Below are 21331 nucleotides of genomic sequence, written 5' to 3'. Positions count from 1 at the left end.
GGGTGGTTGCACCGACCGGAAAGACCGCCTAACAGAGGCTGAAACCAACCTGTAGGTCGAAAATCCGGATGACCGCCCTCAAGCTTATCGCGCTCGACGACCAGGATCTGGGCATCGTCTCGGCCCATCTCCAGGACGCCGTGATGAAGGTCTCGGATCTCGAATTCCTGCCCAAGGCCAAACGGTTCGTGCTGACCATGAACCGCTTCGTGTGGGAGGCCAAATCCGGCCTGTTTCGCCAGCACAATGAACGACGGCAGGCCGTGCTGCATTTCGACCGGGTGCTGGGCGCCAAGACCAGCGGCATCGCCCGCGACAAGCCGGCCGAAATTCTCTCCTTGCTGGCGATCAGCTTTATCGAGATCAGCAAGCCCGCGGGCATCGTCGAACTGATCTTTTCGGGCGGCGGCACGATCATGCTGGATGTCGAATGCATCGAGGCCCGCCTTGCCGATATTGGCGGCGCGTGGGAAGCCACGTCGCGCCCGATACACAGGGCTTGAGCATACGATGGCCATCACGCTTGCCCAGTCCGACGCCGATTTCGAGCAGCGTTTCGCCGCGTTTCTCACGACCAAGCGCGAGGTATCGGCCGATGTCGACGCCGTGGTGCGAGACATCATCACGCGCGTGCGTGCCGAGGGCGATGCGGCACTGATCGACTACACACGGAAATTCGGCGGAGGCGACCTCGCCAAGCTCGGCATTGCCGTCTCGGCGGAAGACATCGCCGGCGCCTATGCCGAGGCCGATCCGGCCACGGTCGAGGCGCTGAAATTCGCACGCGACCGCATCCGGTCCCATCACCAGCGGCAAAAGCCCCAGGACGAACGCTACACGGATGCCGCCGGCGTCGAGCTCGGCTCGCGCTGGACGGCGATCGAGGCGGTCGGGCTCTATGTGCCGGGCGGCACGGCAAGCTATCCGAGCTCGGTGCTGATGAACGCGGTGCCAGCCAAGGTAGCCGGCGTCGAGCGCATCGTCATGGTCGTGCCGGCACCGCACGGCGTCGTCAACCCGCTGGTGCTGGTGGCCGCGGATATATCGGGTGTCTCCGAAATCTACCGCGTCGGCGGCGCGCAGGCGATCGCGGCACTCGCCTATGGTACGCAGACGATAGAGCCCGTCGCCAAGATCGTCGGTCCAGGCAATGCCTATGTCGCCGCGGCCAAGCGGCAGGTGTTTGGCACGGTCGGCATCGACATGATCGCCGGCCCTTCCGAAGTGCTGGTCGTGGCGGACGGCGACAACGATCCGGACTGGATCGCCGCCGATCTGCTCGCCCAGGCCGAACATGACGTGTCGGCGCAGTCGATCCTGATCACCGACGACCCGGCATTCGGCAAGGCGGTCGAACGGGCGGTCGAACGCCAGCTGCGGAGCCTGCCGCGCGCGGAAACGGCGGCCCAGAGCTGGCGCGATTTCGGCGCCGTCATCCTGGTTGCGACGGTCGAGGCCGCGCTGCCGCTGGTCGACCGCATCGCCGCCGAACATGTCGAGCTAGCCATCGAGGATGCCGAAGGCTTCCTGGCGAAGATGCGCAACGCGGGCGCGGTTTTTCTCGGCCGCCACACGCCCGAGGTCATCGGCGACTATGTCGGCGGCTCCAACCACGTGCTGCCGACGGCGCGCTCGGCGCGCTTCTCGTCGGGCCTGTCCGTGCTCGACTTCGTCAAGCGCACCTCGGTCCTCAAACTCGGACCGGAGCAGTTGCGCGTGCTGGCACCGGCGGCGATCGCACTAGCGCGGGCGGAAGGGCTTGAAGCGCATGGCCGCTCTGTCGCCATACGGCTGAACATGTAGGCCGGTATGACGGGCTCCGATCAAACCCGCGCAAAACTGATCGATGTCGAACTCGATGAGTCGATCGGCCGTTCGACGCCCGATGTCGAGCATGAGCGGGCGGTGGCGATCTTCGACCTGATCGAAGAGAATAGTTTTCAGCCTGTCAATGACAGCGGTGCAGGTCCTTACCGGCTGAAGCTGTCGCTGGCCGAGTCCCGCCTGGTCTTTGCCGTGGCACGCGAGGACGGCACCGCCGTCGTCACCCACATCCTGTCGCTGACGCCGCTCAGGCGTATCGTCAAGGATTACTACATGATCTGCGAGAGCTATTACGACGCCATCCGCTCCTCGACGCCGAGCCATATCGAGGCGATCGACATGGGCCGCCGCGGCCTGCACAATGAGGGCTCGCAGACGCTGATGGATCGGCTCTCCGGCAAGATCGACATCGACTTCGACACGGCGCGACGGCTGTTCACGCTGGTCTGCGTGCTGCACTGGCGGGGCTGATCCTGGCCCCCGGCGCCCTGCCCCGCTCGGTTCTGTTCCTGTGCGGCATGAATGCCGTGCGCTCGCCGATGGCCGAGCAGCTGGCGCGCCGGATGCTGCCCGCCACCGTCTTCGTCGCCTCGGCCGGCGTGCGCGCCGGCGAGCGCGACCCGTTCGTCGATGCCGTGCTTGCCGAGGACGGGCTGTCGCTTGGCGAGCGTCATCCAAGGACGCTGAACGATCTCGAGGACGACTATTTCGACCTGATCGTGACACTGGCGCCGGAGGCCCACCATGCCGCGCTCGAACTCACGCGCTCGCTTGCCGTCGAGGTGGAATACTGGCCGACGCCGGATCCGACCGATGCCGGCGGCACGCGCGAACACATCATGGCCAGCTATCGCGACGTGCGCGAGCGGCTGAAAGCCCGGATCCACAGCCGGTTCACCGTTCCGAGGCCTGGCGATTAAGCGTGTTCACAAGCGACAGATTATCATATAGGTTCCGCCGAAATTCCAGCCGGGGCGCTGGAACCGCCATCCAAGCAAAGGTATCGAATGCCGAAGGAAGAAGTCCTCGAGTTTCCGGGTATCGTCACGGAATTGTTGCCCAACGCGATGTTCAGGGTGAAGCTCGAAAACGAACACGAGATCATCGCCCATACTGCCGGCCGCATGCGCAAGAACCGCATCCGCGTGCTGACCGGCGACAAGGTTCTGGTCGAGATGACACCATACGACCTGACCAAGGGCCGCATCACCTACCGCTTCAAGTAAGATCAAGGCCCGGCCGGTAAAGCGATGAGCATTTTGCAAAAGCTGGTGCTTGCCTCGGGTTCGCCGCGCCGCATCGAACTTTTGCAGCAGGCCGGCATCGAGCCGGACCGCATCCTGCCAGCCGATATCGACGAAACGCCGCTGCGTGCGGAGCATCCGCGCTCGCTGGCCAAACGACTGTCGAAGGAAAAGGCCGAGAAGGCGTTCGCGTCGCTGAAGTCCGAGACGGACCATGCACCGAGCTTCGTGCTGGCGGCCGACACGGTGGTCGCCGTCGGGCGGCGCATCCTGCCCAAGGCCGAGACGCTAGACGACGCCGCCAACTGCCTCGGGCTGTTGTCCGGACGTTCGCACCGGGTCTATTCCGGCATCTGCCTGATCACGCCGGGCGGCAAACTGCGCCAGCGGCTGGTCGAGACGCGGGTGCGTTTCAAGCGGCTGCCGCGCGAGGAGATCGACGCCTATGTCGCGTCCGGCGAATGGCGCGGAAAGGCCGGCGGCTATGCCGTGCAAGGGCTGGCCGGCGCTTTCGTCGTCAAGCTCGTCGGCTCCTATACCAACATTGTCGGCCTGCCGCTCTACGAGACGGTGGCGCTGCTGTCGGGCGAAGGTTTCAAGACGCATCAAAACTGGTTGTCCGCGCGACCATGAGCCTCGACGACAAGGTCACGCCCCTGCGGCCCAAGCGCCCGTGCCCGGAATGCGGCAAGCCATCGGCGCGCGAAACCTATCCATTCTGCTCGACGCGCTGCAAGGACATCGACCTCAACCGCTGGCTGAAGGGTGCGTATGTCATCTCGGCCCGCGACGACGAGGAAGAACCGGACGCCGACGAGCCGAAGTAGACGAGCGCCGGTCAGGCGGCTTCGTTCTTGCGTTTGACGCGCGCCCAAGCCGGCAGCCAGTCGCCATGTGCGGCCAGGAGATCGTCGACCAGTGACCAGATCTGGTCGAGATCGAGTTCGGCCGCGGTGTGCGGATCCAACATCGCCGCGTGATAGATGTGTTCGCGGTTTTCGCTCATCAGCGCCCGCACCGTCAGTTCCTGCACGTTGATGTTGGTGCGGATCAGCGCCGTCAATTGCGGCGGCAGGTCGCCTATATAGGTTGGCTGGATGCCGGATGCATCGACCAGGCACGGCACTTCGGCGGCGCAATCACGCGGCAGCGAGGTGATGCAGCCATTGTTGCGCACATTGCCGTAGATGACCGACGGTTCGCCGGTCCAGACCGAATTCATGATCGAGGAGGCATATTCCTTGGACTCTTCGACCTCGATGCGCTGGGCCGAGCGGTAGGCCTGCGCCTGGTCCTTCCAACGCTCGATCTGCTCGACGCAACGCTTGGGGTATTCGTCGAGAGGAATGCCGTATTTCTCGATCAAATCGGGGCGGCCGTCCTTGATGAAATAGGGCGTGTATTCCGCGAAATGTTCCGAGCTCTCGGTGACGAAATAGCCCAGCCGCGTCAGCATCTCATAGCGCACCTTGTTCGGGCAGCGCGGATTCCAGCCGGGTTTCGGCGCGCGGCCTTCGCGATAGGCACGCACGAGATCGGGATAGAGGTCGCGATAGGATCCATCCGGCTGGCGATGCTCGAACTGCAGGTAGAAGGCCATGTGGTTAATGCCAGCCGAGCGATAGCGGATCTCGTCATAGGGAAGGTCGAGATCGTGTGCCAGCTCCATCGCCGTGCCTTGCACCGAGTGGCACAGCCCGACCTGCCTGATCTCGGGATATTTCTCCGAGATCGCCCAGGTGTTGATCGCCATCGGGTTGACATATTGCAGCATGATGGCCCGCGGGCAGACGGCAAGCATGTCCTCGCAAATCTTCCACAGATGCGGCACGGTCCTGAGGCCGCGCATGATGCCGCCGACGCCGAGCGTATCGGCGATGGTCTGGCGCAGGCCATATGTCTTCGGCACCTCGAAATCCGTGACGGTGCAGGGCTCATAGCCGCCGATCTGGAAGGCGACGACGACGAAATCGGCGTCCGCCAGCGCCTTGCGCTGGTCCGTGTAGGTCTCGGCCCTCGCCTTGACGCCGAGCGTGGCGATCAGTTTGTTGACGACGACGGCGCTTTCTTCCAGCCGCTGCGGATTGATGTCCATCAGCGCGATCGTTGCGCCCGAAAGCGCAGGGCGCTGCAGCACGTCGCCGACGATGTTCTTCATGAACACCGTCGAGCCGGCGCCGATGAAAGTGATCCTGGGATGTCTTGCCACGTTAACCTCCGGCATATGTTCAGGCCACCTCGAAAGCGGCCCTGACGAGCCGTTCGGTGTAGGCGGTCTTGGGATTGGTGAGGACCTGGTCGACGGGTCCTTGCTCGACGATCTTGCCGTGCTGCATGACGATGACGCGGTGGCACAGCGCCCGCACCACCTTGAGGTCGTGCGAGATGAAGAGATAGCTCAGACCACGCTCGTCCTGCAGCTTGCGCAACAGATCTATGATCTGCGCCTGGACGGAGAGATCCAGCGCCGATGTCGGCTCGTCGAGCAGGATGAATTCGGGCTCCAGAGCGATGGCCCGGGCGATGGCGATGCGCTGCCGCTGGCCGCCGGAGAATTCATGCGGAAACCGCGACAGGATATCGCCCGGCATGCCCGCGCTGACCAGCGCCTCGCGCACCCGCTCGACCCGCTCGCGCCGTGTCGCGCCAATGCTGTTGACGACCAGCCCTTCCTCGATGATCTGGCCGATCGTCATGCGTGGGTTGAGCGAGGAGAACGGGTCCTGGAAGACGATCTGCATGCGCGAGCGCAGCGGCCGCATCTGCGCTCGCGACAGGCCATGGATCGGCTGGCCATCGAAGCGGATCTCACCGCGTTTCGCGTCGGTCAGCCGGAGCAGCGCCTGGCCGAACGTGGTCTTGCCGGAGCCGGATTCGCCGACCAGCCCAAGCGTCTCATGGCGGCAAAGCTTGAGGTCGAGGTCGTCGACGGCGACCAGTTCACGCCAGTCCGGCTTCAGGAACGTGCCGTGGCGCAGCATGAAGCAAACGCGAACGCCATTCGCTTCGAGGATGGTGCCAGAGCCCTCGGGCAACGGTTGCGGCCGTCCTCTTGGTTCGGAGGCAAGCAATCGCTGCGTATAGGGATGCCGCGGATCGGCGAACAACCGTTCGGTGACGTTGTGCTCGCACATTTCGCCATGCTGCATCACATATACGTAGTCGGAAAACTTGCGCACCACGGTGAGGTCGTGGGTGATCAGGATCACCGCCATCCGCAGCTCTTTCTGCAGATTGCGGATCAGGTTGAGGATCTGCGCCTGCACCGTGACGTCGAGCGCGGTCGTCGGCTCATCGGCGATCAGCACGTCCGGATCGTTGGCGAGCGCCATGGCGATCATCACGCGCTGCCGTTGCCCACCCGACAGCTGGTGCGGATATTGTTTGAGCCGCGCCTCGGGCTCGGGTATCTGGACATGCCGCAGCAGCTCGAGAGCGCGCGCCCAGGCTTGCTTGCGGCTCACCTTGCGATGCACCCGGATTGCTTCGACGATCTGGCTACCGACCGTGTAAATCGGGTTGAGTGAGCTCATCGGCTCCTGGAAGATCATCGAGATGCGGTTGCCGCGCAGCTTGCGCCGGGCGCTCTCGGGGAATTTCAGAATGTCCTGTCCGTCATAACAGACGCTCGATTTCGGTGAGACCGTTGCGCGGCGCGACAGCAGGCCCATGACGGTGCGCGCCGTCACCGACTTGCCGGAACCGGATTCGCCGACGATCGCGATCGTCTCGCCGCGATAGAGCTGGAATGAGATGTCCTTGACCGCCTTGACGACACCGTGCTCGACCTTGAAGGCGACCTCGATGTTGCGGGCGTCGATGACGGGCTCTCCCTGGCGCCCATCATGATCGAGGCGGAATGCTGGTGCGAAGGGCTCGGCGAGTACGATGGTCATCCCTGTCCCTCAATATGGATCGACGGCATCGCGCAGGCCGTCGCCGAGCGCGTTGAAGGCAAAGACGGTGACCAGCACGAAACCGACCGGCGTCAGGATCCAGGGATAGGTACCGATGACGGAATAGGTCGCGGTGTCCTGAAGCATCAGCCCCCAGGAGATCAGCGGCGGCTTGACGGCAAAACCCAGGAAACCGAGGAAGGATTCGAGCAGCACCACCGTCGGGATCGCCAGCGTCACGGCGACGATCACGTGGCTCATCACATTGGGGAAGATGTGCTGCAGGATGATGCGCCGGTCGGTGGCGCCGACCGCCATGGCGGCGCGCACATATTCGATGCGCGCAAGCGCCAGTGTCTTGCCGCGCACTTCGCGCGACATCTGCGCCCAGCCCAACGCCGACATGACGATGATGACAAAGCCGAGGAACACATTGGTCGGCGCGGTGACAGGGATCAGCGTCGTCAACGCCAGATAGAGCGGCAGTTGCGGGAAGGCGAGCACCAGTTCGACGAAGCGCTGCATCCAGACGTCGAACCGGCCGCCGAAATAGCCCGATACCATGCCCACCGTGGTACCGATGACCGTGATGATGAAGACCACCGTCAGCGCGATCATCAGCGAGACGCGCGAGCCATGTATAGCGCGCGACAGCACATCACGGCCGAATTTGTCGGTGCCGAGGAAATGCACGGGCTGGCCGTCCGTCGAGGCGAATAAGTGCCGGTTCGCCGGGATCAGCCCGAAGAGCTTGTAGGGCGCGCCCTCGACGAAAAAACCAAGCAGCCTCGGGTGCTCGTAGTCGGGGCCGACGATGGGCTGGAAGGTGACCGGATCGAGATCGGCCGAATCCGACAGTGCATAGACCCTCGGCCGCGCGACGAAATTGCCGTCCTTGTCGTGGAAGGACGGCAGTTGCGGGGGGGCGAAGCCGACATCGGTCGCCTTCGGGTCCATCGGCGCCAGGAATTCGGCGAACACGGCCATCACCAGCAGCAGCACGACCAGCCAAAGCCCGGCCATTCCGGTCCAGGAGCGCTTCAGCCGGCGCCAGACCAGCGCCATGTAGCTCTCATTGCCGCGTGCGGGCGCCACTGTGGATCGCTCGGCCGGCAGTGGCGGTGGTGAAGGCTCTCGAGCCAGCATCTAGCCCTCCCCGAACTGACGCACGCGCGGATCGAGCAGGACGAGCAGCATGTCGGCAATGATGTTGCCGACGATCAGCGTCGCCGACAGCACCATCATGAAGGTGGCGGTGACATAGACATCGCCGACCGCCATCGAACCGACGATCGCCGGACCGACGGTCGGCAGCGCGAAGATGATCGCCGTCTCGATCTCGCCGGTCAGCATGTAGGGCAGCACCACGCCCTGATACATGACGAGCGGATGCAAGGCATTGGGCACGGCGTGGCGCATGACGACGGCGCTGCCCGTCAGGCCCTTGGCCTTGGCTGTCTCGACATATTGCGCGTTGAGCGTGTCGAGCAGATTGCCGCGCATGACACGCATATTGTAGGCGAGACCGCCGAAGGTGGCGATCGCCACCACCGGCCAGACATGCTTGACCAGGTCGACGAATTTGGCCCACGACCATGGCGCGCCGCCATATTGCGGCGAGAAGAACGAGCCGATCTCCGATACGTTGAACTGGAAGACCAGGAGATAGACGATGATCAGCGCCATCAGGAAGCGCGGCACCGTCATGCCGAGGAAGGCGATGGCCGACAGCGTGGAATCGATCCAGGTGTATTGCCGGGTCGCGGCCCAGATGCCGAAGGTGATGCCGAGCACCGAGGCGAGCAGATGGCAGACCAGCGCGAGCAGCAGCGTGCGCGGCAGCCGCTCGCCGACGACCTCGGCCACTGGCTTGTTGTAATAGAGGCTGTAGCCGAAATCGCCACGGGTGACGATGCCGCCGATCCAGTTGAGGTACTGGACGGGCAGCGGCTTATCGAGGCCGTGTTCGACGCGATAGGCCTGGGCCTGCGCGTCGGCCTCCGCGAAGGAGGCTCCGCCCTGGTTGATCAGCTGCGAGCGGATGTAGTCGGCATAATCGCCAGGCGGCGCCTGGATAATGGCAAAGGTGACGAGGCTCAAAATAGCGAGAACCGGGATTGCCGACGCTATGCGCATGAGCAGGAATCGCAGCATGGACGGTCCGCTTCCTCATCTCGCCGGACGCTCGCTTTAAAGGCGCCCGGAGGGTTGGTTTGTCCCGGCCGCGCCATCGACGCGGCCGGGTCTCTCTCAGTCAGGGGAGGTAAACTTGCATCGGCCCTTAGACTTACATCGGACCCTTGTCTCCAGGCTTGCCGGGAAGCTCTTCGGGGAACAATTCGTATTTCGCCTGTTTGTCGGCCGCGACGAAGACCCGTTCGCGGATAATCGAATCCTCCGCCCAGTTGAACATGAAGATCGGCGTGCCTTGCGGGATGTTGGAGAAGCGTTTGTTGACGATCAGGGCGCCGGGATATTCCGTCAGGCCGACATTGTAGACGTGCTCGGTCGAGATCTTCTGGAAGTCCCGCATCAGACTGGCGCGCTGGTTGTTATCCGCCGACGAGACGAACTTGTTGACGATGTCGACGAGGTCCTTCTCGAAAGGCATCAGATCGACCTCGCCGCTTTCCGGCGCGCGGTGATCCCAGCTGGTCTTGGGGCCGACCGGAGCGAGCTGCACGGTGTTCTGCACCACGGAGGTCAGCTCCTGCTCATTGCGCCGGATCAGCCAGTCGAAGCGGCCTGAATATTGCGTGGCATCGCGCTGGGTGCCGTTAAGCCCGTTGAGCACGATCCGGAGGCCAAGCTTTTCCATCTGCGCGACCACGCCTTCGGCAAGGCTCTTGTCGGTCGTGTAGTCGTTGTTGACCAGCATCACGATTTCGACGTTCTTGCCACCGGCGGTACCGGCAGGAAAGTTGACGATGCCGTCACCGTCTGTGTCCTTCAAACCGGCCTTGGCGAGTTCGGCCTTGGCACCCTCGAGGTCGAAAGGATAGTAGACGGTGGATTTACGGTCGTAGAAGCTGGTGCCCGAGGAGAGGCCGCCTGGATAGATCGCGGTGAACGGCCCCTTGACGAGGGAATCGCCCAGCGCCTTGCGGTCAAGCGCCATGGTGACGGCCTTGCGGAAATCCTCGTTGCGGTTCAGTTCGCGGATCGCTTGGCCGCGCTCGTCCGGGTTGCCCCAGCCGTTGGCGGAAAAGTTCAGGCGCAGATTGTAGCCTATCAGCCGCGGGCCGAAGGCCAGGCGCGCCGGCGCGTTCGCCTCCGCCGCGCGCTTCAGCGAGGCGACGAAGTTTTCCGGCTGCTCGAGGTTGGAGAAGTCGCCCGCGCCTGCGACCGCCTGAACGTCGCGGTCGGCCCAGGTCGACAGTTTGTAATGCAGCTCGTTGAGATAGGGCAGTTGGTTGCCCTTCTCGTCCACCTTCCAATAATAGGGATTGCGGCGCATGACGATGATGTCGTCCGCCCGATATTCGACCGGCACCCAGGCGCCCATGACAGGCATGTTCATATATTCCGGCGGGAAGGCGTTCTTGAACTGGTCGTAGGTGTTCTTCGAATATTTCGGGTGCCGCGGCTTCAAGATATGCGCGGGGCCGGGGCAGAAGGTGCCATAGGCCATTGCGTAGAGGTGCTGCTTCGGGAAGGCGTCCTTGAAGGTCCACTCGACGGTGTAGTCGTCTATCTTCTTCAGCGTCGTGCCGACGCCGAAGGTTTCCTGAGTGGCGCCATTGAGCGGCGAGACGTTGGGATCCATGACCTCGTCGTCCCAGTAGAACATGACGTCGTCGGCGTTGAATGGCACGCCGTCGGACCATTTGGCGCCTTCGACGAGGTGCATGGTCAGCTTGTGGCCATCGGCCGACCAATCCCAGCTTTTGGCGAGATTGGGCAGCGGCTCGGTGTCCTTCGCCTCGACCTGGAACAGCGGCGCGGTGCGCGTCAGGCACTCGGAAAGGCCGATGTCGATGCCGCCCCACCCCTGGGTCTGGCCGGCGCCGTAGTTCCAGCCTTCGGGCCTTCCGCCGATGACATGGCGCATCGTATCGCCATAGACGCCGACGCCGTCCGGCATGTTGGCGGTCTTGAAGACAAGCGGCTCTTTCGGCAGCCGATCTTTCACCGGCGGCAGCTTGCCGACCTTGACGTATTTTTCCGTGACCCAATCGGGCTCGTGATAGTCGGGAAGCGCCTTGAACTCCAGGATGGAGTCGCGCGGCACGTACTTGATCTTGCCCTCGGCCGGAAACGTCGCCGGAACCGGTGGGACTGTCGGCTCGGAAGCGAAAGCGTTGAGCGCCGGAACGGACACGCTCAGCGCCAGTCCGGCGGCGATGCCAATGCTGCGTAGGTACCTCATTATCTCCTCCCTCGTGTTCAGACGTTTGCTGCTGCTCGTATCTTGCCTGGACGGCAGACTGCGGTGGATCTGCCTCCCGTGGATCCGCCGCCGCACCCGGTTCTCAGACGGCCTGTTTCAGCGCGGCTTTTTCGGCGCGCAGTTCCTCGATCGAGCGCACGCTTCGCCGAGCGGCACCGGCCCATTCCCGCGTCTTGACGGTGGATTTCGACAGCCTCTCCTTGGCTGCCGGAACCGCGTGGGCATATTGCGGCAGCCATTGCGCCTGGGCGACGACCATTTCGTCGACCATCTGCCAGACCTCCTCCGGCGTCGACACCGCGCCGACCAGCGGGTCATGCAGCACGGCAAGCTTCAGAAGATCGATGTCGCCAGATATAGCGGCGTGGACCGACATGCGCTGGACGTTGATCGAGGCCATGCAAGTAGCGGCACAGGCTTCCGGCAAGGTGATGCCGGCGGCCATGTTGATGCCGAAACGGTCGACGAAACCGGGTGACTCGATGATGGCGTCCCGTGGCAGATTGGTGATCACGCCCTCATTCCTGACGTTGAAGTGGCCACGATAGACGCGGTTGGTTTCCAGCGCCTCCAATATGTGGCTGGCATGCTCGTTGGAGCGCTTTGACGCGTCGATCGGTTTCGACGCCGCTTCGAGGAATTGCGGATACTCGGTCTCGAACCAGTTGCGGGTTTCCGTGGAATAGCGGAGGTAGCCGCCCGTCTCGCCATGGATCCAGTCGGACATGTCGATCCAGCGCGTGATCTCGTCGGGGCGCTTGCGGTACCAAGGCAGATATTCGGAGAGATGGCCGTTGCTTTCGGTCGAATAGACGCCGAAGCGCTTCAGCACATCGATGCGCAGCTTTTCCTGCTGGGAATAGACCGGATGTGCCTCGAAGGCGGCAATCAGCTCATCCCTATCGATCTTGCGGCCGTTCAGCCGCAAATCGATAAACCAGGTCTGGTGGTTGATGCCGGAACAGACATAGTCGAGTTCCCGCGGCGATTTCGCGCCCAGCACCTCGGCGATCTGTTCGGCGCCGTGCTGGACGCCATGGCAGAGACCGACCGTGTCGACCTTACCGTATTCGATCGCCGCCCAGGTGTTCATCGCCATCGGGTTGGCATAGTTGAGGAATTTGGCGTTGGTGTCGGCGACTTCGCGGATATCCTTGCAGAAATCCAGGATCACCGGAATGTTGCGCTGACCATAAAGAATACCGCCGGCGCAGATCGTGTCGCCGACGCATTGGTCGATGCCGTATTTCAAGGGAATGCGGATATCATCGGCATAGGCTTCGAGGCCGCCGACCCGCACGCAGCTGATGATGTAGCGCGCGCCCTCGAGTGCCTCGCGGCGGTCGGTCGTCGCGGTCACCCGCGTTGGCAGTTTGTTCGCCTTGACGATCCTGTCGAGGATCGCCTTGATCATCGCAAGATTGTGCTCGCTGACATCGGTCAGCGCGAATTCAATGCCCTTGAATTCCGGCACGCACAGAATGTCAGTGAACAGCTTCTTGGTGAAACCGACGCTGCCGGCGCCGATAATAGCGATTTTGAAACTCATCACCTTCACCTCGGTCCAATCGAATGCTAGGCAGGGAGCAGCAAGGGAAGAAAATTGGCCACACGCCTTTTGGGCGCATGCCGTTCAAGCCGGAATCCGGCTTTTCTCTCCTCCCGCCCGCTCCTCGTTCGCGGGTTATTCGCGTTCTTCCAGGCGCGATTATGCGCTTATTCGCGGGCGCGACCAGAGAAGGATTATGCTTTCAGGGGTAATTTTGTGCTGCGGGATTTGATCGCCAACGGAGAGTCGATGCGGACGGTGTCGCTGCCGCGCGGCCGCCAGCGCCTGCATGCCATGCCGACGAGCACGGGCTATGAGGTGCGCGAGGACGTGACCTATGATTGGGACGGCCGAAAGCGCGGTCAGACACCGTTCACCGTCCTGCAGCATACGATCGGCGGTACCGGCCGGTTGCGCTACGAAAACCGCGATTACCGCCTGCAGACGAACGACACGCTGCTGGTGCTGGTGCCGCACAACCACCGCTACTGGCTGGCCAGGGGCGAGCGCTGGGAATATTTCTGGATCTCGATGAACGGCGAGGAGGCGTTGCGCGTCCACAAGTCGATCCTCGACGTGTCCGGACCGGTCTTTCGGCTGCAGCCGGCGACGATCGATCATCTCGCCGATTGCAGTCTGCGTCTTATCAAAGGGGCCGCTTCCCCAGGCGCTGCTTCGGCCATCGCCTACGAGGCGGCGATGGCGCTCTACGACGATGTGTTCGGCTCGCACGCCTTTGCCGAAAAACAGAGCGCCATGCAGCCGGTCATCAATCATATCAACGCTAATCTCGACAAAGCCCTGCCGGTGGCGGACCTGGTCCAGATCAGCGGGCTGAGCCGGGCTCATTTTTCGCGCTGCTTCGCCGAAAGCGAAGGCTTGCCGCCCGCCGAGTTCGTTCTGCAGCAGCGGCTGCAGCGGGCGGCGAAACTGCTGACCAAGGCGGACTTCCTGCCGGTGAAGGAAGTGGCCATCCTGTGCGGTTTCGAGGACGCGAATTATTTTTCCAAGGTCTTTCGCCGCCTCTATGGCACGACGCCCAGCCAGTTCCGCACCACCGGCATGTATGCCAGCTTGCGAACGCCAGCCAGGCGCGGCGCCAGGGTGTCGGACGACGAGACCTGACGCCGCTTGAGACCTAATCAGGCCGCGTGCAGGCTGCCGCCGTCCAGCCACTCGAGTTCGGCCGGCGAAAGCGCAATGTCCAGCGCCCGCAGGCTGTCGTCCAGTTCGCCCAGCGTGCGCGGCCCGATCAACGGGACCGATGGGAAAGGCTGGTTGAGGACATAGGCCAGCGCAATATGGATCGGGCTCTTGCGCAGCCTGGCGGCGAGTTCGATCGCCCGGTCGCGGCGGCCGAAATTGCGCTCGGAGTACCAGACCCGCACCAGTTCCTCGCTGTCCAGCCTGTCGCGCCCGGCGCGGTCGGTGAAGAAGCCGCGCCCCTGGCTCGACCAGGCGAAGTTCGGCATCTGCCTGGATGTCAGCCAGGCTTTCCAGTCGTCGGTGGAGGAGGTGATGCAGCCGGCCCAGATCGGCTCCAGCATTTCGGCCAGCGAAAAATTGTTGGAGAGCGCGCCGGGCTTCTGCTTGCCGGTTCGCTCGGCATAGGCGATGGCCTCGTCCATGCGCTGCATCGTCCAGTTGGAGCCGCCGAAGGGACCGCGAATGCGCCCGGCCTTCACCTCGCGGTCCATGGCGTCGACGAACTCGCCGACCGGCACGTCCGGATTGTCGCGATGCATGAAATAGATGTCGACATGGTCGGTCTGCAGGCGGTCGAGCGACTGAGCAAGCTGCTTTGCGATTACGTCGGGATAGCAGAGCGGCGAGTGCGCGCCTTTGGCGATGATCACCGACTGCTCGCGCACGCCACGGTTCCCCAGCCATTGGCCGAGCAACGTCTCGGTGTAGCCTCCGCCATAGACGTAGCCGGTGTCGAACAGATTGCCGCCAGCCTCGAAAAAGGCATCGAGCAGGATAGACCCAGAAGAGAAGGTGCGGAAATCCTCGAAGCCGAGCGCCACCACGGAGGTCGGTTTCGGCAGGCCCGGAATGGTGCGCTTGCCGATCGCGGTGCCGCCGTGCCGCAGAGGTCGGCCGGAGATGGTGTCGGTGCGCAGCGAGGCCTTCTCGATCTCGTACTCCAGCCCCACCGCCGCGCGCCATCTGTCGAGCACGCGCAAGGTGCCGAGGCTGTCGGCCCAGCCCATGCCCGGCCAGGCGAATTCCTGCCGCCCGGCGCGGATCGCCTCACCGGCGGCATCGACCTCGAAGGAATAGACATGGCGCTGCTCGTTGACGCTGATGGTCTCTTCGGCGTCGTCGGCGCCGATCACGTTGATCCGGCCGAGGCCGACATCGCGGTCGCCGCCGGCGAACCAGAAGTCCGGCACCTCGATGCGGCCCCTGGTGCCGAAGATGCGCAGGACGTTGTCCTGGTTTAGCGAGATACTGCAGGAAACCTCGGCGACGATGCCACCGGGGAAATGCAGGACAGCGGAGGCCCATTCGTCGACGCCGGACTGGCCAAGGTGGGCGGCGCCCACCACCTTGTCGGGTTCGGCGAATGGCTCTCCCGCGGCAGCGCCGGCAATGAGGCGCACCATCGACACGGGATAGCCGCCGACGTCGAGGATGCCGCCGCCGGCGAGGTCGTTGGCGTAGAGCCGGTGCTCCGGCATGAAATCAGGCATGGCGAAGCCGAAGCTCGACTTGATCATCCTGATCTCGCCGATGACGCCAGACTTGATCAGATCCACCAGTTGCAGCGTCTGCGGATGCAGCCGGTACATGAAGGCTTCGCCGAGAAAGGTGCCGGCCTTGCGCGCCGCATGCATCATGGCGTCGGCCTCGAACGCGGTCAGCCCGAGCGGCTTTTCGCAAAGCACGTGTTTTCCGGCTTCCGCCGCCCTGATCGCCCATTGCGCGTGGCCGGGATGCGGAACCGCGATATAGATCGCGTCGATTTCCGGATCGGCGAGAAGAGCGTCATAACCGTCGAGGATGCGGGCGCCGGGAAAGCTCTCGGCCAGACCCGGTTTGCCGGGGTTGCGCGCGCCGATGGCAACCACTTTCCCGGTGCGCGAACCGGCGACGCCATCGGCAAAGGCCTTGGCAATGCCGCCCGGCCCAAGAATCCCCCAGCGAATGGGCGTTGATACAGTCATGTCATTCTCCTTGCGGGCTTGGAAAGGGGCGGCCGGTCAGCGCAGCCGCAGCCCCTTTTCGTCGAACAGGTATGATTTGCGGATCGAAACGGTGACCTCCGAGGTGTCGGGAACCTTTGCCGCTTCGCGCTGGATCACCACATCCTCGCCATGGGTCGTTCGGGCATAGAGGAAGCTCGTGCCGCCCAAATGCTCGACCACGTCGATGGCGGCGGTCAGGTCGGCGTCGCCTTCACCGGCGCTGCCAAAATGTTCCGGCCGCACGCCGACGATGACTTTGCTACCCAGTTCAGGCCCTGCGCATTTCAACGGTTGCGTGATACGGGTCTTCTCCTCGCCCGCCAGCTCGACCACGACCCCTTTTTCATCACGCCCGACAATATGGGCCTTGATGAAATTCATCTTAGGCGAACCGACAAAGCCGGCCACGAACATATTGTCGGGATTGTCATAGAGTTCCAGCGGCCTGCCAATCTGCTCGATATGGCCGGCGCGCAGCACGACGATCCGGTCGGCCAGCGTCATCGCCTCGGTCTGGTCGTGGGTGACATAGACCATGGTGGCGCCGAGTTCCTTGTGCAGCCTTGAAATCTCGACCCGCATCTGGACACGCAGTTCGGCATCGAGATTGGAGAGCGGCTCGTCGAACAGGAACACTTGCGGCTCGCGCACGATGGCGCGGCCGATGGCGACACGCTGGCGCTGGCCACCGGAAAGTTTCTTCGGACGACGATCCATCAATTCGCTGATGCGCAGGATCTCGGCCGCGCGCTTCACCCGCCGCTCGGTATCGGCCTTGGGGTTGCCGGTCATGCGCAGCCCGAATGAGAGGTTCTGCTCGACGCTCATATGCGGATAGAGCGCGTAGGACTGGAACACCATGGCGATGCCGCGGTCGGCCGGCTCGACATCGTTGACCACCTTACCGCCGATGGCGATCTCGCCGCCGCTGATGTCCTCCAGCCCGGCGATCATCCTGAGCAGCGTGGACTTGCCGCAGCCCGACGGGCCGACGAAGACGACGAACTCGCCATCGGCGATGTCGATGTCGGCGCCGTGGACGACCTCGAAGGCACCGAAGCGCTTGGCGACATTGGTGAGTGTGACGGTTGCCATTCTGCCCCTTACTTGACCGCGCCGGCGGCGATGCCGGCGATGAAATGACGCTGCAGGAGCACGAAGACGATGAGCATCGGCACGGTCAGCATGACCGCGCCCGCCATGATGCCGCCCCACGACACCTTGGTCAGGCCGATCAGCGTGCCAAGCGCCACGGGTGCTGTCATCGAACCCGGCTGGCTGTTGATCAGAAGTGGCCATAGATAGTTGTTCCAGGAGGCGAGGAACAGGATGATGCAGAGCGCCGCCAGCATCGGCCGCGCCAGCGGCAAGGCGATGAAGACGAAGATCCGCCACTCCTTGACGCCCTCGACGCGGGCGGCATCGAACAGATCGTCCGGCATCATCGAAAAACTCTGGCGCATGAACAGCACGCCCAGCGAATTGAACAGCGGCGGCACGATCAGCGCCACCCAGGTGTTGGCAAGCTTGAAGTCGCGCGCCACCATGATGAATTGCGGGATCAGCACCACCGCATAGGGCAGCGTGATGGTGCCCAGGATGATGGCCACGACCACGCTTTTGCCGAAGAATTGGTAGCGGGCCAGCGCCCAGCCGGCCATCGAGGTCAAAAGCACCGACAAGACGGTGTAGGTCACCGCCACGCAAATGGAAATGACGATGGCGCCGACGAAGTCTGTGTCGCGCTGCAGATTGTTGAAATTGTCGACGAAATTGCCGCGCGGCAACAGTTCGATGCCCGGACTGAATATGCCGTTGTCGGGCATGGTCGAGAACACCACCATCATCCACAGCGGAAACAACCAGATCAGCGCCAGCGGGGTCAGGAACAGGTGCAGTGCGATGCTTCGTTTCAGTCTTGCCGACGAGAGCGAACTCATTTCGGTTCCCTCGTCAGCCATAGCTGCACCAGCGTGATGGCGATCGCCAGCCCGGCCATGGTGTAGGCGACGGCCGAGGCATAGCCGAAATTAAGCGAGCGGAAGCCCTGGCGGTAAAGCAGCAGACCGAGCGTCTCGGTGCCGCCGCCCGGCCCGCCGCGCTCCGTGATCAAGAACGGCTCGGTGAACAATTGCATGGTGCCGATGATCGACAGCACGGCGCAGAAGACGATGACCGGCTTCAACAGCGGCAGGGTGATGTAGAAGAATTGCTTGAGCTTGCTTACCCGGTCGAGCGTCGCTGCCTCGTAGACATCCTCGGGAATGGACTGCATGCCGGCCAGCAGGATGATGGCGTTGTAGCCGGCCCAGCGCCAGGTGACCGCGATCATGATCAGCGCCATGGCCGGCGTGACATTGGAAAACCAGTCGACCTTGGGCAGGCCGATGCCGTTCAGGAGCTTGTTGACGATCCCGAAATCGAGGCTGAACATCAGCCGGAACACCGCAGAATAAGCGACCTCGCCGACCACCACCGGGGCGAAGAAGGCGAAGCGGTAGAGGCCGCGCGCCTTGAGCAGCGGCGAATTCAGAAGCACCGCCATCACCATGGCCAGCGCGATCATCACCGGGACCTGGATGACGAGGATGAGCAGCGTGTTCTTCAGCGCGTTAAAGAAGGCGGGGTCGCCGATCAGCCGGCCCCAGTTGAAACCGGGCGCGAAGCGCCACGGCACGGTGCGTGTCGCCTGGAACGAGATCAGGAACGAGGAGATGATCGGCCACACCCAGAAGATGGCGAAGATCAGGAGATAGGGCGTAAGGAAGCGATAGGCCGTGGCATTGCGGTCGCGCATCTTTTGTCCTCCTTCATCCCTGGTGTCGAAAGCAAGCGTGCAAGCGGCGGGTCCAGGACGGCATAGCTGCCATCCCGGACCCCTTCCTGGGAGGTCAGGACTTGACAGGCAGCCCAGTCGCCGAGGCGATCTGGCTGGCGGCATCGTCGAGTGCCGCCTTGGCGTCGGGATATCCGCCGGCGAGGTATTTGGTCTGCACGGCGCGCACGATGATCTCGGCATCGCTCTGGAACTGCGTGCCGCGGCTCGGAACGACCTTGGGCAAGGTGCCCAGAATATCCTTCCACACCGCCTGGCCGCCCCAGTAGGGCTGGCCCTGGCTGACGTAAGGGTCGTTCAGGGCCGAGACCAGCGATGGGACGAGGCCGAACTCCTTCAGCATGGTGATCTGGCCTTCATTGGTGCCGAGGGTGTATTTCAAATACTCGTAGGCCGCTTCCTTGTTCTTCGATGCCGAAGTGATGGCGAGCGACGAGCCGCCGAGATTGGCGGCGTGCGGCCCGTCCGCTGTCAGGCTCGGCATCAGGTAGACGCCCCATTTGCCGTTTTCGCCGGCCGATTCGGTGCGGATGGTGCCTTCGTACCAGCCGCCATAGACCTGGGTGGCGACGGTGCCGGCGGTGTTGTTGGTGATCTTGGTGCCCCAGTCGGCCGACGAGACGATGCCCGCGTCCTTCATCTCCTTGACCTTGGTCATGGCGTCGACGCATTTGGGCTGGTTGACCGTGATCGACTGGCCGTCCTCGGCGAAATAGGCGCAGCCCTGTTCGTTGGAGATCATGCGGAAGAATTCACTATCGCCGTTGAAATCGGCATTGGTCATCGAGACCCCTGGATTGGCGGCCTGGATCTTCTTGCCGGCGGCGATGAAATCGTCCCAGGTCTTGATCGATGCCGGGTCGACGCCCGCCTTTTCATAGAAATCGCGGCGATAGAAGGCGGCGACCGGGCCGGAATCCCACGGCATGGCATAGGCCTTGTCGCCGACTTCGAGTTCGGTACGCTTGAAATCGGGGAATTTCTTCTGGTCTTCCGCCGTGTAGCCCAACGTGTGCAGGTCGACGAAACAGTCGGGGAACTGGCTCCAGTAATTCTCGGCCTCGCCGTTCTCGATGGTCACGATATCGGGCAGGCCGACGCCGCCGGCCGCGCATCCGGCGATCGACTTGTCATAGGTCGGCTGGTTGCCGAGATCCTGGACCGTTACCTTGATGTCGGGATGGACCTTGTTGAAACCGGCAACCGTTGCCTTCAGCGACGAGGCGGCGATGTTCCAGCTCCAGATGGTGATTTCGCCGGATTGCGCGAGGGCCGGGGCTGAGCCCAAGACAAGCGCGAGCGCGGCGCAGGACAGTGTGATGCGCATTGAAATCCTCCCATTTCATTTGCTCTCTCTGCGAGCCTGGCTAGACTAGGCACCGGCAAAGGCCTGTCCCCGACAAAGGGAATACGAAATTGGCGGAAAGTAAGATGCCCGAACGGCCGTTTTACCAGCCTGGTGCCAGCAGCGTGGAAGGCCTGCCGCTGTTGTTGCAGATGTTCCACACCAATCCGCTGGTGATGCTGAAGCCGCATTGGCATGCCCAGGTCGAGGTGAATTTCATCGTCCGCGGCTCCGTCCACTACCGCATGGACGAGCACGAAATCTCGCTCTCGGCCGGCGAGATGTGCCTGTTCTGGGGCGGCTTGCCGCACCAAATGGACGATTTGAGCGACGACGCCGTCTATGCCGGCGCGCACCTGCCGCTGGTGCATTTCTTCCGGCTTCACCTGCCGGCGGATATACGCCACCGGCTGATGACGGGCGCGACGCTGGTGACTAGCGCCACCGATCAATCCGACAACGACAATTTCGCCCGCTGGAACCGCTACGCCCGTTCGGGCGATCCGGCCAAGACCGAGCATGCCGTCAACGAACTCCTGCTGCGGCTGGAGCGGGTGCGGTTCGAGCCCTATCGGCTGGTGCCGGAAAACGCCGCCGGGCAGGAGGCGGGGAGCACCTTCGACCAGCAGTCCTCACGCAATGTCGGGCGCATGTGCGATTTCATCGCCGAAAATTTCCTCTACGACATCGATTGCATGAACATAGCGGCCGCCGCCGATATCCACCCCAAATACGCCATGAACCTGTTCAAGAAATCAACCGGCATGACGCTCAACGAATATGTCAACCTGTTGCGGCTGAGCTATGCGCAGGCGCTTCTGATGCATCAGGACGCCAATGTGCTGCGGGTCGCGATGGACTCAGGCTTCGGCTCGCTCAGCGCCTTCAACAAATCCTTCCGCAAGCTGGCCGGCATGACCCCATCCGACTTCCGCAAGGGGCTGCCAAGCGCCAGATAGGAGGGCGCATGGCATGGAAACCAGCCCATCGGGCGACACTTCTTTTCCTGCGGGAAATCCTCATCTGGGCGCTGGACAGGCCGAATTCCCATGCTAT

General features: G+C 63.0%; 20 protein-coding genes. 9 read left to right on the top strand and 11 right to left on the bottom strand.

Annotated elements, in window-relative coordinates; translation table 11 throughout:
- The first annotated feature begins 68 nt into the window (after positions 1-68).
- The 7 genes from AC3CB8_RS11450 (at position 69) to yacG (ending at position 3895) form a co-directional block, all read left to right on the top strand.
- On the top strand, positions 69-503 hold the full coding sequence (locus AC3CB8_RS11450; protein WP_023772781.1) for a DUF2948 family protein: 435 nt from the start codon (positions 69-71) through the stop codon (positions 501-503).
- Positions 504-510: 7 nt separating this feature from the next.
- Positions 511-1803, top strand: a complete 1293-nt coding sequence (gene hisD, locus AC3CB8_RS11445; RefSeq protein ID WP_352550222.1) for a histidinol dehydrogenase — start codon at positions 511-513, stop codon at positions 1801-1803.
- 6 nt (positions 1804-1809) lie between these two features.
- Entirely contained in the window at positions 1810-2295 is a 486-nt protein-coding gene (locus AC3CB8_RS11440; RefSeq protein WP_023772779.1) for a UPF0262 family protein, read from the top strand.
- Complete coding sequence (locus tag AC3CB8_RS11435) at positions 2283-2744, top strand: arsenate-mycothiol transferase ArsC (RefSeq protein ID WP_084567531.1); 462 nt, start codon at positions 2283-2285, stop codon at positions 2742-2744. Before AC3CB8_RS11440 ends, AC3CB8_RS11435 begins: the two co-directional genes overlap by 13 nt.
- Before the next feature lie 87 nt (positions 2745-2831).
- On the top strand, positions 2832-3050 hold the full coding sequence (infA, locus tag AC3CB8_RS11430) for a translation initiation factor IF-1 (RefSeq protein ID WP_006329283.1): 219 nt from the start codon (positions 2832-2834) through the stop codon (positions 3048-3050).
- A gap of 24 nt (positions 3051-3074) precedes the next feature.
- Complete coding sequence (locus AC3CB8_RS11425) at positions 3075-3701, top strand: Maf-like protein (RefSeq protein WP_015316264.1); 627 nt, start codon at positions 3075-3077, stop codon at positions 3699-3701.
- Positions 3698-3895 (top strand): DNA gyrase inhibitor YacG, encoded by a 198-nt coding sequence (gene yacG / locus AC3CB8_RS11420; protein WP_023772777.1) that lies wholly within the window; start codon positions 3698-3700, stop codon positions 3893-3895. The genes AC3CB8_RS11425 and yacG overlap by 4 nt, the downstream gene beginning before the upstream one ends.
- 11 nt (positions 3896-3906) lie before the next feature.
- Here the strand turns inward: yacG and melA (AC3CB8_RS11415) are convergent, their stop codons facing one another.
- From melA (AC3CB8_RS11415) to melA (AC3CB8_RS11390), 6 genes are all read right to left on the bottom strand, one after another.
- Entirely contained in the window at positions 3907-5277 is a 1371-nt protein-coding gene (gene melA, locus AC3CB8_RS11415) for an alpha-glucosidase/alpha-galactosidase (RefSeq protein WP_352565937.1), read from the bottom strand.
- Positions 5278-5296: 19 nt separating this feature from the next.
- A complete protein-coding gene (locus AC3CB8_RS11410; RefSeq protein WP_352565939.1) occupies positions 5297-6964 on the bottom strand; it encodes an ABC transporter ATP-binding protein in 1668 nt (555 codons plus the stop codon).
- Between the two features lie 9 nt (positions 6965-6973).
- Entirely contained in the window at positions 6974-8110 is a 1137-nt protein-coding gene (locus AC3CB8_RS11405) for an ABC transporter permease (protein WP_023783727.1), read from the bottom strand.
- The gene (locus AC3CB8_RS11400; RefSeq protein ID WP_023772773.1) at positions 8111-9118 is read right to left on the bottom strand and encodes an ABC transporter permease; all 1008 of its coding nucleotides are present in this window, start codon (positions 9116-9118) and stop codon (positions 8111-8113) included.
- A 133-nt stretch (positions 9119-9251) separates the two neighbouring features.
- Positions 9252-11333, bottom strand: coding sequence for an ABC transporter substrate-binding protein (locus tag AC3CB8_RS11395; RefSeq protein ID WP_023795662.1), 2082 nt, complete (start codon positions 11331-11333; stop codon positions 9252-9254).
- Positions 11334-11436: 103 nt separating this feature from the next.
- Positions 11437-12903 carry an alpha-glucosidase/alpha-galactosidase gene (gene melA, locus AC3CB8_RS11390; RefSeq protein WP_023772771.1) on the bottom strand — a complete coding sequence of 489 codons (1467 nt, stop codon included), beginning with the start codon at positions 12901-12903 and terminating at the stop codon, positions 11437-11439.
- A 249-nt stretch (positions 12904-13152) separates the two neighbouring features.
- On the opposite strand from melA (AC3CB8_RS11390), the gene AC3CB8_RS11385 reads away from it, so the two are divergent.
- Entirely contained in the window at positions 13153-14028 is an 876-nt protein-coding gene (locus tag AC3CB8_RS11385) for an AraC family transcriptional regulator (RefSeq protein WP_084056461.1), read from the top strand.
- A gap of 17 nt (positions 14029-14045) precedes the next feature.
- Here the strand turns inward: AC3CB8_RS11385 and AC3CB8_RS11380 are convergent, their stop codons facing one another.
- The 5 genes from AC3CB8_RS11380 to AC3CB8_RS11360 all read right to left on the bottom strand — a co-directional run bounded on the left by AC3CB8_RS11380 (position 14046) and on the right by AC3CB8_RS11360 (position 20257).
- Positions 14046-16073: an aldo/keto reductase gene (locus AC3CB8_RS11380; protein WP_023772769.1), complete on the bottom strand. Its 2028-nt coding sequence runs from the start codon at positions 16071-16073 to the stop codon at positions 14046-14048.
- 36 nt (positions 16074-16109) lie between these two features.
- Positions 16110-17189: an ABC transporter ATP-binding protein gene (locus AC3CB8_RS11375; RefSeq protein WP_352550353.1), complete on the bottom strand. Its 1080-nt coding sequence runs from the start codon at positions 17187-17189 to the stop codon at positions 16110-16112.
- An 8-nt stretch (positions 17190-17197) separates the two neighbouring features.
- On the bottom strand, positions 17198-18034 hold the full coding sequence (locus tag AC3CB8_RS11370) for a carbohydrate ABC transporter permease (RefSeq protein WP_023772767.1): 837 nt from the start codon (positions 18032-18034) through the stop codon (positions 17198-17200).
- Complete coding sequence (locus tag AC3CB8_RS11365; protein ID WP_023772766.1) at positions 18031-18891, bottom strand: carbohydrate ABC transporter permease; 861 nt, start codon at positions 18889-18891, stop codon at positions 18031-18033. Before AC3CB8_RS11365 ends, AC3CB8_RS11370 begins: the two co-directional genes overlap by 4 nt.
- A gap of 94 nt (positions 18892-18985) precedes the next feature.
- A complete protein-coding gene (locus AC3CB8_RS11360) occupies positions 18986-20257 on the bottom strand; it encodes an ABC transporter substrate-binding protein (protein ID WP_023783730.1) in 1272 nt (423 codons plus the stop codon).
- A gap of 104 nt (positions 20258-20361) precedes the next feature.
- Between AC3CB8_RS11360 and AC3CB8_RS11355 the strand changes: the two genes are divergently transcribed.
- On the top strand, positions 20362-21234 hold the full coding sequence (locus AC3CB8_RS11355) for a helix-turn-helix domain-containing protein (RefSeq protein WP_031241158.1): 873 nt from the start codon (positions 20362-20364) through the stop codon (positions 21232-21234).
- The last annotated feature ends 97 nt before the right edge of the window (positions 21235-21331 follow it).

It is taken from the genome of Mesorhizobium sp. P160927 (assembly GCF_057766385.1).
This window is presented reverse-complemented; position numbering and strand designations above follow the sequence as displayed.